The organism is Corallococcus sp. AB049A, assembly GCF_003668885.1.
Classification (GTDB): Bacteria; Myxococcota; Myxococcia; order Myxococcales; family Myxococcaceae; genus Corallococcus; species Corallococcus interemptor.
Window position 1 is genome coordinate 1 of sequence record NZ_RAWL01001356.1, and the last position, 402, is coordinate 402.

Annotated in this window: 1 protein-coding gene; it reads right to left on the bottom strand. The window is 67.4% G+C overall.

Annotated features, from left to right (window positions below):
• Window positions 1–281: ferritin family protein (locus D7X55_RS42140; protein WP_304988944.1), on the bottom strand; the 281-nt coding region annotated here is incomplete at its 3' end.
• Between the last annotated feature and the right edge of the window lie 121 nt (window positions 282–402).

Genomic DNA, 402 nt, shown 5'->3' on the forward strand with positions numbered 1-402 from the left:
GGCTCCGAGGGGGCGTTCCCCACGGCGGCCTGGAAGTGGCCGGGGACGAAGGGCTTCGCGAAGTGCGAGTCCTGACCCTTGTCGAGCATCCGGAGCATGTGGGTGGCCTCGGACACGTGCTCCTTCTCCTCGGCCGCCAGGTGGAGGAAGAAGGCCTTCACTTCCGGATTCGAGGAGTCCTCGGCGAACGCCTCGTACTCGTTGATGGTCTCGAGTTCGCGCGCCAGGACGGCGCGGATGCGCGCGACGTCGGACCGCTCGGTGTCGGACTTTCCGGCCATTGGGGGCGGACCCTCGCAACCCGTGGGGAGACCGTCAAGTGAAACAGCGGTCGAAGGGTTTCCTGCTGCATGCCGAAGAACGCCGGACGTAGAGTCCGCCCCTTCGTGACCGCCCCCGCAC